General features: G+C 72.4%; 9 protein-coding genes. 3 read left to right on the top strand and 6 right to left on the bottom strand.

Features of this window, described 5'->3' with window-relative positions; translation table 11 throughout:
- Positions 1-875: 875 nt before the first annotated feature.
- The gene (locus tag ABZ783_RS28755) at positions 876-1,559 is read right to left on the bottom strand and encodes a response regulator transcription factor (RefSeq protein WP_073834450.1); all 684 of its coding nucleotides are present in this window, start codon (positions 1,557-1,559) and stop codon (positions 876-878) included.
- Between the two features lie 24 nt (positions 1,560-1,583).
- Positions 1,584-2,870 (bottom strand): ATP-binding protein, encoded by a 1,287-nt coding sequence (locus ABZ783_RS28750; protein WP_357443518.1) that lies wholly within the window; start codon positions 2,868-2,870, stop codon positions 1,584-1,586.
- A gap of 210 nt (positions 2,871-3,080) precedes the next feature.
- Here ABZ783_RS28750 and phoU point away from each other — a divergent pair, with 210 nt between their 5' ends.
- Entirely contained in the window at positions 3,081-3,734 is a 654-nt protein-coding gene (phoU, locus tag ABZ783_RS28745; protein WP_357443516.1) for a phosphate signaling complex protein PhoU, read from the top strand.
- 53 nt (positions 3,735-3,787) lie between these two features.
- Here phoU and ABZ783_RS28740 read toward each other — a convergent pair whose 3' ends face one another.
- The gene (locus tag ABZ783_RS28740) at positions 3,788-4,555 is read right to left on the bottom strand and encodes a phosphoglyceromutase (RefSeq protein ID WP_357443514.1); all 768 of its coding nucleotides are present in this window, start codon (positions 4,553-4,555) and stop codon (positions 3,788-3,790) included.
- A gap of 151 nt (positions 4,556-4,706) precedes the next feature.
- Between ABZ783_RS28740 and ABZ783_RS28735 the strand changes: the two genes are divergently transcribed.
- Positions 4,707-6,032 carry an MFS transporter gene (locus ABZ783_RS28735; RefSeq protein WP_357443512.1) on the top strand — a complete coding sequence of 442 codons (1,326 nt, stop codon included), beginning with the start codon at positions 4,707-4,709 and terminating at the stop codon, positions 6,030-6,032.
- A 101-nt stretch (positions 6,033-6,133) separates the two neighbouring features.
- Positions 6,134-7,396 carry an MFS transporter gene (locus ABZ783_RS28730; RefSeq protein ID WP_357443510.1) on the top strand — a complete coding sequence of 421 codons (1,263 nt, stop codon included), beginning with the start codon at positions 6,134-6,136 and terminating at the stop codon, positions 7,394-7,396.
- Positions 7,397-7,780: 384 nt separating this feature from the next.
- On the opposite strand, the gene ABZ783_RS28725 is transcribed toward ABZ783_RS28730, so the two are convergent.
- The 3 genes from ABZ783_RS28725 to mshA form a co-directional block, all read right to left on the bottom strand.
- Complete coding sequence (locus ABZ783_RS28725; RefSeq protein WP_357443508.1) at positions 7,781-8,731, bottom strand: hypothetical protein; 951 nt, start codon at positions 8,729-8,731, stop codon at positions 7,781-7,783.
- Positions 8,732-8,808: 77 nt separating this feature from the next.
- Entirely contained in the window at positions 8,809-9,342 is a 534-nt protein-coding gene (locus ABZ783_RS28720) for a YbjN domain-containing protein (RefSeq protein ID WP_357443506.1), read from the bottom strand.
- 58 nt (positions 9,343-9,400) lie between these two features.
- Complete coding sequence (gene mshA, locus ABZ783_RS28715) at positions 9,401-10,765, bottom strand: D-inositol-3-phosphate glycosyltransferase (protein WP_357443504.1); 1,365 nt, start codon at positions 10,763-10,765, stop codon at positions 9,401-9,403.
- Positions 10,766-10,888 lie beyond the last annotated feature (123 nt).

The following is a 10,888-nucleotide window of genomic DNA, read 5'->3' as shown; positions in this document are numbered from 1 at the left end:
CCGTCAGGCGCTCAAACAAGAGGGGGAAAAGTCTGTCTGTCGACCAGTGGCTCGCGGGGCTAGGGGTTCGCCTCTTCGCGGCGCCGGGACCATATCCAACGACCGGCGGCCCACCAACATTCCGGGCCCGACCACCCCACCACAACGGGGGGCTCGGTCGCGGGTTCATGTGCAACGACCGGAGGCCCACCAAAATTCCGGGCCCGACCACCCCACCACACGCGGGGGCGGCTTCCTCGGTCGCGAGTCATCTGCAACGACCGGCGGGCCACCAACATTCCGACCCGGGCCCACCCGGGCGACCCCGGCTCGCGGGGCACCTTCCTCGGCCGTGCACCCGTGTTCAACGCTCCCGAGCCGGCCACCATTCCGGGCCGGGGATGCCCACCGGCCGCCCGCAAAACCGGACACCGCGCACCGCAATCCGGGACGGGAGGAGTAGACGTGCTCCACGTCGCGGAAACGGCGGTATCGGACACCCGCCGACACCGCCACATCCCCGACCCGAAGTCGATCACGACCCCTACGCAACAACCGAGGCCGACACTTTCGGGAAAGTGGCCCTTCGGACACCTTCGGGGAAAGTGGCCCTTCGAAGCGCCGGAAGGCCCCACTTTCGGCGAAACTGCGCCCCCTGACATACAGGTGGCGGAGCTAGGACCGGTCAGCCAGGACAGGCCTCCAGCCCGTACCCGAGGCACGAGCCACGCAGGTCGCACAATCCGGACGGCGCAGGACCACGACGCGGGTGTGGCCCGCCGTGACCGGCGCAGGGATCAAGCCTGACCGCCCGGAGCCGGGCACGGCGGGCCACACCCGAAACCGCAACCAAAGACGACACCGCATGCCCGGAGACCGTCACCAACGGCGGACGATCACGGCTCGAACTTGTAGCCCAGGCCCCGGACGGTGACGATGTAGCGCGGCGCCGAGGGCTCCGGCTCGATCTTCGAGCGCAGCCGCTTGACGTGCACGTCCAGCGTCTTGGTGTCGCCCACGTAGTCGGCGCCCCAGACCCGGTCGATCAGCTGCCCCCGGGTGAGCACCCGGCCCGCGTTGCGCAGCAGCAGCTCCAGCAGCTCGAACTCCTTGAGCGGCAGCTGCACGGGGCCGCCGTCGACGGTCACCACGTGCCGCTCGATGTCCATCCGGACCGGGCCGGCGGCCAGGGTCGGCGCACCCGACTCGGTCGCCTCCGCGCTCTGCCGGCGCAGCACCGCCCGGATCCGGGCCACCAGCTCGCGCGGCGAGTACGGCTTGGTCACGTAGTCGTCGGCCCCGATCTCCAGGCCGACCACCTTGTCGATCTCACTGTCCCGGGCGGTGACCATGATGATCGGGACGTGCGAGCGCTGACGGAGCTGCCGGCAGACCTCGGTGCCCGACATCTCCGGCAACATCAGGTCGAGCAGCACGATGTCTGCGCCGGTCCGGTCGAACTCGGTTAGGGCGGAGGTGCCCGTCGCGGCGACGGAGACCTCGAAGCCCTCCTTGCGCAGCATGTAGGACAGGGCGTCGGAGAACGATTCCTCGTCCTCGACCACCAGTACGCGGCTCAACGGGGTGTTTCCTTTCCTTCAGGCCTACCGGAGCTCGGCCGGGCCGGCCTCGATCCCAGCGGACGAGAGTGTCGCCTCCAGGTCGTCCGGGGGGCGCGCGGGCAGCCGGAGGGTGAACGTCGACCCTCCACCAAGAGTGCTCGACACGTCCACCCGACCGCCATGGTTGCTGGCGATGTGTTTGACGATGGCCAGGCCCAGGCCGGTGCCACCGGTGGCCCGGGAGCGCGCCTGGTCGGCCCGGTAGAACCGCTCGAAGATCCGGTCGACCTCGTTCGGGGCGATGCCGATGCCCTGGTCGGCCACGGCGATCTCGACGTACTCGTCGGTGGCCCGCGCGGTCACCCGGACCGTGGTGTCCTCGCCCGAGTAGTTGATCGCGTTCTCCACCAGGTTCGCCAACGCGGTGGCGAGCTGGCTGTCGCTACCGTACACGGTCAGGCCGCGCTGCCCATCGACGACGATCTCCACGTGGCGGGCCGTGGCACCGGTCCGGGTCCGGTCGATCACCTCGGCGATCACCCAGTCCACGGAGACCGGCTCCGGCGCGGGTTGCGGCTCGGCGCCCTGGAGCCGGGTCAGCTCCAGCAGTTCCTGGACGAGCCGGCCCAGCCGGGTCGACTCGTGCTGGATCCGCTCGGCGAACCGCCGGGCGGCGATCATGTCCTCGGAGAGGTCCGCCGCGCCCTCACCGGCCGGCTCGGTGGCGTCGACCAGTGCCTCGGCGAGGAGTTGGAGGGCCCCGATCGGGGTCTTCAGCTCGTGGCTCACGTTGGCCACGAAGTCCCGCCGGACCCGGGCCAGCCGGTGCGACTCGGTGACGTCGGCCGCCTCGACGGAGATGTAGCCGGCGCCGAGCCCCATCGCGCGCAGGTGCACGCCGAGCGGGTTGTCGCCCGCGCTGTCGCGACCACGCGGCAGGTCCAGCTCGATCTCGCGGCGCACGCCGGTGCGGCGGACCTGCCCGGCGAGGGTACGGATCAACGGGTGCGCCACCATGGTGCCGGGCGTCCCGCCGGTGCGGAGCAGGCCCATCGCCCGCGCGGCCGGGTTCACCAGCACCGGCTGGTCGTCCGGGTCGAGCACCACCACGCCGGCGCGGAGCGAGTCGATCGTCTTCCGGCCGAGCCCGGAGAGCCCACCCTGCTGCTCGTCGGGAATCGCGGGCCTCCCTGCCTGCCAACGGGAGCGCTCGCTCCCCGATGACGCCGATCGGCGCCGCCACTGCCGGACGCGTCCGGACAGCAGCAGCCCGGCGACCAGTCCGGCCACCAGTGCCACGGCCACCACGGCCGCCACCGCCCAATCCACCCGGCGATCGTAGGGTCAATGTTCACCTGGCGATCGGGCAGAATGGGACGAACCACTCTCACTTCCGGGAAAGTTCACTCACGGGCCCCGCGTCGTTCACCCGGGTTCACCTTGGCGCCGTCACCCCCGGCCTACCGTGGGTCGCGCACCTGCTCACGCCGTACGCGGCCGGCCCCGGCCGCCCGCGGCCACCGACCTCAGGAAGTGACGATGCGCGACGAGTTCCGGGCCGACCTGCAGATTGTCAGCCAACTGCTGGTGGACATGGCGGAGGGGGTGCGCGCCGCGCTGCGCCAGGCCACCAGGGGCCTGCTCACCGCCGACCGCGCGGCGTCCGAGACGGTGGTCGCGCGGGACGCCGAGATCGACGACCTCTACCGGCACGTGGAGGAGCGGGTCTGCGACCTGCTGGCCCGGCAGGCGCCGGTCGCCTCCGACCTGCGGGCGATGATCACGGCCCTGCACGTGGCGGCCGACCTGGAGCGGATGGGCGACCTGGCCGACCACGTGGCCAAGACGGCGCTGCGCCGGCACCCCTCCCCGGCGGTGCCGGCAGAGCTGCGTCCGGTCTTCACCGACATGGCCGCCATCGCCGACCGGATGGCCGAGAAGATCGCCACGCTGCTGGCCCGGCCCGACGCCGCGCTCGCGGCCGAGCTGGACAGCGACGACGACACCATGGACGACCTGCACAAGAGCCTCTTCGGCGTGCTGCTCGGCGACGACTGGCCGTACGGGGTGGAGACCGCGATCGACGCCACCCTGCTGGGCCGCTTCTACGAGCGTTTCGCCGACCATGCGGTGAACGTCGGCGAGCACGTGATCTACCTGATCACCGGCGAGGCCGCCGCCTCGGCGAGCTGAGCCCGGACGCGACGAAGGGGCCCCGGTCACCCGGGGGCCCCTTCGTCGTCCGGTCAGCGGCCCTGGTTGGCGACCGCGGCGGCGGCCTCCTTGGCCGCCGCCGGGTCCAGGTACGTCCCGCCCAGCGTCTGCGGGCGCAGCTGCGGGTCGAGGTCGTAGCGCAGCGGGATGCCGGTCGGGATGTTCAGCTTGGCGATCGCCTCGTCGGAGATCTGGTCGAGGTGCTTGACCAGGGCGCGCAGCGAATTGCCGTGCGCCGCGACCAGCACCGTACGGCCGGCCAGGATGTCCGGCACGATCGAGTCGTACCAGTAGGGCAGCATCCGCTCGACGACGTCCTTCAGGCACTCCGTCCGCGGCATCAGCTCGGTCGGCAGCAGCGCGTACCGGGAGTCACCGACCTGGGACCACTGGTCGTTGTCGTCGATCGGCGGCGGCGGCGTGTCGTACGACCGGCGCCAGAGCATGAACTGCTCCTCGCCGTACTCGTCCAGGGTCTGCTTCTTGTTCTTGCCCTGCAGGGCGCCGTAGTGCCGCTCGTTGAGCCGCCACGACCGGCGCACCGCGATCCAGTGCCGGTCGGCCGCGTCCAGCGCCAGCTCGGCGGTGCGGATGGCGCGGCGCAGCACGCTCGTGTGCACCACGTCCGGCAGCAGGCTGTGCTCGCGGAGCAGCTCGCCGCCGCGCCGCGCCTCGCTCTCGCCCTTGGCCGTCAGGTCGACGTCGACCCAGCCGGTGAAGAGGTTCTTGGCGTTCCAGTCGCTCTCGCCGTGCCGCAGCAGGACCAGCGTCCCGACGGTGGGCCCCTCGCTCGCAGTCATGCGGATCATCCTGCCGTACCTCGTCGGCGGACACGCGGGGACCGGTCGTGACGACCACCACGTGGAAAAGCTGATGACCGGCGTTCCGGCCCGAGACTAGGTTGTAAGGCGCTGACGATTCGTCAGTCATTACCAAAACGGGGGCGTCGGAATGCGGACGGTGCAGGGCTGGTTCCGGGACACCACGGGCGGGCTGCCGAGGTCCTTCTGGTACCTCTGGACCGGCACGCTGATCAATCGGCTCGGCTCGTTCGTCCTGGTCTTCCTGGCCATCTACCTCACCCGCGAGCGCGGCTTCTCGGCCTCCCAGGCCGGCCTCGTGATCGGCCTGTGGGGCGTCGGCGGCGCGGTCGGCACCACGATCGGCGGCACCCTCACCGACCGGTGGGGCCGCCGCCCCACCCTGCTCACCGCGCACCTCGGCGCGGCCGTCATGATGGTCGGGCTCGGCCTGGCCCGGCCGCTCTGGGCGGTGGCCCTGGGCGCGCTGCTGCTGGGCCTGTTCGCCGAGGCGGCCCGCCCGGCGTTCGGCGCCATGATGGTCGACGTGGTGCCGGAGAAGGACCGGCTGCGCGCCTTCTCGCTGAACTACTGGGCGATCAACCTCGGCTTCGCCTGCGCGGCGGTGCTCGCCGGCGTCGCCGCCCAGGCCGGCTACCTGCTGCTCTTCCTGGTCGACGCGGCGACCACAGTGGTCACCGCCCTGATCATCTTCACCCGGGTCGGGGAGACCCGGACGCCCCCGACCGGCCCGGTCGCCAAGGGACCCGCGGTCCCCGCCGGTGCCCTGCGGACCATCCTCACCGACCGGGTCTTCCTCGGGTTCGTGGCGCTCAACCTGTTCGCCGCGCTGGTCTTCCTCCAGCACATCTCGATGCTGCCGATCGCCATGGGCGACTCGGGCCTGAGCCCCGCCACGTACGGCTCGGTGATCGCGCTCAACGGGGTGCTGATCGTGGTCGGCCAACTCTTCGTACCCCGACTGATCAAGGGTCGGAGCCGCTCGCACGTGCTGGCGCTCGCCTCGGTGGTGACAGGTTTCGGCTTCGGCCTCACCGCGTTCGCCGACGCCGTCTGGTTCTACGGGCTCACCGTGCTGATCTGGACCGTCGGCGAGATGCTCAACTCGCCGTCCAACGCCACCCTCATCGCCGAGCTCTCCCCCGCCGCGCTGCGCGGCCGCTACCAGGGCGTCTTCTCGCTCTCCTGGCAGTTGGCCGGGGCGACCGCCCCGATCCTCGGCGGCCTGGTCCGGGAGCACGCCGGCAACACCGCGCTCTGGGTCGGCTGCGCCGCGATCGGCGGCGTGACGGCGGTGGCCCACCTCGTCTCCGGCCCCGCCCGGGAACGGCGCGCGGTCCAGCTCCGGACCTCCGCCACGCCGGTCCGGCCGGTCACCGTGGTCCGGTCGCCGGCCCCGGAGGTGGCCGAGGCCGCGGCCACCGCTCCCGCCGAGCCGGTCCGGGCCGGTTCCTGAGGTACGCCCGTCCGGGTGGTGATCAGGGCCACCCTGGCGCGGCCCGGACCGGCTCCCTACGGTCTGAGGCGGACCGGTTAACAAACCTTCATGGAGGACGCGTGCGCGGCCTGCGGCGCTGGTGGGACGACACGGCCGGCGGGCTCCCCGCCACCTTCTGGTACCTCTGGTCCGGCCTGCTGATCAACCGGGCCGGGGCCTTCGCGATGCTCTTCCTGTCGCTCTACCTGACCGCCGCGCGAGGCGCCTCCGAGTCCCTCGCCGGGCTCGTGGTCGGGGCTTACGGGGCCGGCGGGGCGGTCGGCACGCTGCTCGGCGGAGTGCTGGCCGACCGGTGGGGGCGCCGGGCCACCCTGCTCGCCGGCCACCTGGGCGCCGCCGGGCTGATGCTGGCCCTGGCGTTCAGCCGGGAGTTGGCGGTGATCGGGGTGCTCGCCGCGCTGGTCGGGGTGGCGCACTCGATGCCCGGCCCGGCCTTCGTTGCGGCCATCGTCGACGTGGTGCCCGAGGAACGCCGCTCGCGGGCGTTCAACCTCCAGTTCTGGGCGTTCAACCTCGGCATGGCGGTGGCCTCGCTGCTGGCCGGCGTGCTCGCCGAGGCGAGCTACCTCGCGCTCTTCCTGGTCGACGCCGCCGCGACGCTGGCCGCCGCGGCCGTCGTCGCCCTGAAGGTCCCCGAGACGCTGGCCCGCCGGGCGGCGGCCCCCCAGGTCGTGGCGGGGCGGTCGCGGCGGCCGGGGCTGCACACCGCGCTGACCGACCGGACCTTCCTCGTCTTCGTCGGGCTGACCTTCCTGTTGGCCGTGCTCACCATGCAGACCTCGACGATCATGCCGCTGGCCATGCGGGCCGACGGGCTGGGCCCCTCGGCGTACGGCGTGGTGGTGGCGGTCGGCGGCGCACTCATCGTGGTGGGCCAACTCTTCGTGCCCCGGCTGATCGAGCCGTTCCGGAAGTCCACCGTGCTCGCGGTCTCCACCGGGCTGATGGCGCTCGGCTTCGGTTGGCTCGCCGTCGCCGACCACCTGCCGTTCTATCTCGGCGCGGCGGTGGTGTGGACGGTCGGGCAGATGCTCGCCGCACCCCCGAACGCGCAGATCAACGCGGATCTCGCGCCTCCGGAGCTACGCGCCCGCTACCAGTCGGTGTTCTACCTGACCTTCCCGGCGGCGTCCTTCGTGGCGCCGGCGCTGGGCGGGCTCAGCCTGCAGCACCTCGGCGAGCGGCACTGGCTCGTGGTGGGCGGGCTGGGCCTGGTGGCGGCGGTCGGTCACCTGCTCGCCGGCCCGCCGCGGGAACGCCGGGTCGCCGCGCTGCGGACGGCGCCGGCGGACCGGGCCGAAGCGCTGGCCGGCGGCCGCTGAGGCGGTCCGGCTCCAGACGGCGTCGAGCGCCCACCACGACCCCCGTCGTGGTGGGCGCTCGCACCGTACGCCCGGCGGCGGCGGGCGACACTCACCCCCGTAAGCGTCGCCCGCTCGCGCCGCCGGTTCCACGGGTGGCACCGTCCCCCAACGGTGTGCTCCACCCGATCCCTCGCGCCTCGCCTGCGCGGATCTGTTCGATCCGCCGCTCCCCCGAACGATTACAAGCGTGGCGCGGTGCAATAAAGTTAGTTCGCCCGGATTCCGGATTCAACTCAGATCGCTGTCTTGCCCGTCACAGCACCCGTGTCGGAAATCCGGCTGTCCTTGCTCCGGGCCATGTGTTGGCCAACAGCGGTTTCCCGCCAGCCATTCCCGCAAACCTCAGGCGTCCTCCCGGTTGGGATTCTCGGTGCGGAAGAAGTTGCTCTGCCGGCCGTCCCGCATCTGCTCCTGGTAGATCAGGTTCAGGCCGCGCAGGTCGAAGGTCCGGAACCAGTCGTCCCAGGTGATCTCCCGGATCCGGCTGCTCTCCCGGTACCCCGGGATGTTGAACGTCAGCACACCCGGCCGGCCCTCCCGCTCGGTGCCGGCGATGGTGGCCGGCTTGGCGCCACGGTCTCGCGCCCAGCGCTGGATCACCTCGTGGTTGGCGGTAACCAGGCTCCGGCCGGGACGCTCCGGACGATCCTGCAGTGAGGTGATCTGCTGGGACGACCGCACCGAACGGGCCGACGACCGGCCGGTCCGGACCGGCGTCGCCGCCGTACCACCGGTGGCGACCGCCGTGGGCCGACCCGCACCGGCGGCCGTCGTCGCGCCGCGCGCCCGGGACGCCGCCTTCTTCGCGGGAGCCGCCCGCTTCGCAGCAGGCACCTTCTTCGCCGCCGCCTTCTTCGCGGGAGCCGCCCGCTTGGCGGCGGGTACCTTCTTCGCCGCGGCCCGCTTGGTGGGGGCGGCCTTCTTCGCCCGCGCACCGGTGACCTTCGCGGCAGGCGCCGCCTTGGCCGCGGCGGTCCGCTTCGCCGGTGCCTTCTTGGCGGCCGCCTTCTTCGTGGCGGCGGCGCGCCCGGCCGGCCCGGTCGGCCGACGTGCCGCGCCACCGCCCCGGCTCTCCGCCCGCAGGGTCTTGGCCAGTGTCTTCACCAGTTCCGGCTTGCGCAGCGTGGAGATCCCGGAGACTCCGCGCCGGCGGAGTTGGTTACGCAGGTCGTCGACCCGCATCCGGGAGATCTCGGATTCGGAGATCCGTGGCGTGTTCGGAGTCTGGTTACCGGGTTGCCGGTTGGTCCTGGTCGCAGTCGTGCCGCGACCTGAGCTGATGCGCTGAGCCATGGGACACGCTCCTCGACAGTTCCGTCCTCGGCCCGCGGTGGGTCCCAAGTGCCGCACCGCGCGGTGCCGCATACCCGTCAGGACGGGTCCGAACCTCCGGCGGCCGAGCCGGTACTGGTCGACGGCGCGAAAAGGTGGGCGAACGCGGCCAGATTGGCCGTCGACTCGCCCCGTTTGACCCGCCACTCCCACTCCCGGCGGATCGCGGTGCCGAAGCCGATCTCCAGCATGCTGTCGAAGGATTCGTCGGCGTACGTCAGGACGGCCCCGAGCAGCCGGTCCAACTCGTCGTCGTCCAACCCGGCCAGGTTGACCCGGCCGGTCAGGTAGACGTCGCCGACCGTGTCGATGGAGAAGGCCACCCCGTACATCCGGGCGTTGCGCTGGAGCAGCCAGGACCAGAGCTCCTCGCGGCGCTCGTCCGGCTGGCGCATCACGAACGCCTCGATCCGCAGCGCGTGCTCGCCGACGATCAGGTTGCAGATCGTCTTGAGCTTGTGCGTCCCCGGCAGGGTGACCGCGTACGACGCCTCGCCGGTGGACTCCCACTCCAGCTCGCGCTCGGCGCAGACGGACTCGATCAGCGCGGCGACGTCACTCCGGCGGCTCACCGGTCCCACTGTACGGCCGCGCCCCGGACCCCGCCGGGCGGCGGCCGGACGGGGCCGGTCACCAGGAACAGGAGAGGGCGGGGTCGCCGGAGAGCTGACCGGCGAGCCGCGCACGATGCTCGGTGATCGCCTCGCCGTACACGGCGAGCAGGCCGGAGACCGTGCGATGCCAGGAGAAGTTGCGGGCGTGCTGCTGTGCACCCCGGCCCAGGGTGGCCCGCCGCAGCCGGTCCGGCAGCAGCCGGGCCAGCGTACGGGCCCAGTCGACCGGGTGGTGACCGTCGATGAGGACCCCGCTGACCCCGTCGCGGACGGCGGTGACCAGGCCGCCCACGGCGGCGGCCAGGACGGGTGTGCCGCACGCCTGGGCCTCCAGCGCCACCAGCCCGAACGACTCGTTGTACGACGGCACCGCGACCAGGTCGGCGGCCCGGTAGAGGGCGGGCAGGTCGTCACCGGTCTGCGGCGGCAGGAAACGCACCCGGTCGGCCACGCCGAGCGCGCCGGCCAACTCGATCAGCGCGGTGGGCCGGTCGAGACCGCTGCCGCTGGGGCCGCCGCAGATCACCACGGTCAGCTCGTCGACCAGCGCGGGCTCCCGCTCGCGCAGCGCGGCGACCGCCCGGATCAGCACGTCCGGGGCCTTGAGCGGCTGGATCCGGCCGACGAAGGCCACCACGTACCCGGTGGTGGGCAGGCCGAGACAGCGGCGGGCGGCGTGCACGGCGGCGTCCCGATCCCCGGCGACGGGGCGGAACCGGTCGAGGTCGACGCCGGGCTCCACCACGGCCACCCGGTCCGGCTCGGCGTCGTACCGGGCGATCAGGTCGCGCGCCTCCACCCGGGTGTTCGCGACCAGCCGGTCGGCCTCGGCGACCACCTGCTCCTCGCCGATGACCCGTGCCTTCGGCTCCGGCCGGTCGCCGGCGGCGAGCTGCGCGTTCTTGACCTTGGCCAGGGTGTGCGCGGTGTGCACCAGCGGCACGCCCCAGCGCTCCTTGGCCAGCCAGCCGACCTGCCCGGAGAGCCAGTAGTGCGAGTGGATCAGGTCGTAGTGGCCCGGCGGGCGGGCCGCCTCGGCGCGGAGCACGCCGGCGGTGAAGGCGCAGAGCTGCCCGGGCAGCTCCTCCTTGGTCAGCCCTTCGAGCGGGCCGGCAGTGACGTGCCGGACGTGCACGCCGGGCGCCATCTCCACCATCGGTGGCAGGTCACCGGAGGTGGCCCGGGTGAAGATCTCCACCTCGACGTCGGCCTCGGCCAGCCGTCGGGCGACCTCCAGGATGTAGACGTTCATGCCGCCCGCGTCGCCCGTGCCCGGCTGGTGCAGCGGCGAGGTGTGTACGGAGACGGTGGCGATGCGGCGCGGCCGCGGCCACGGCAGGGCACCTCGCTGACGACCGACACCGGTGTGCAAATCCGCCACGTCCGCTCCCTCTGTCACGGTTGATGCCGTCCCGCACGACCGGCGCTTCTTCGGTCAACCTCCGCGCCGGATGTCATCTTCCCCATCGGGCATCGGAAATGCCTGCCGGTGGTCCCCGGCGTG

Source organism: Micromonospora sp. NPDC047738 (genome assembly GCF_040642675.1).
Classification (GTDB): Bacteria; Actinomycetota; Actinomycetes; order Mycobacteriales; family Micromonosporaceae; genus Micromonospora.
The sequence above is the reverse complement of the archived record's forward strand: the minus strand, read 5'-3'. Positions and strand labels throughout refer to the sequence as shown.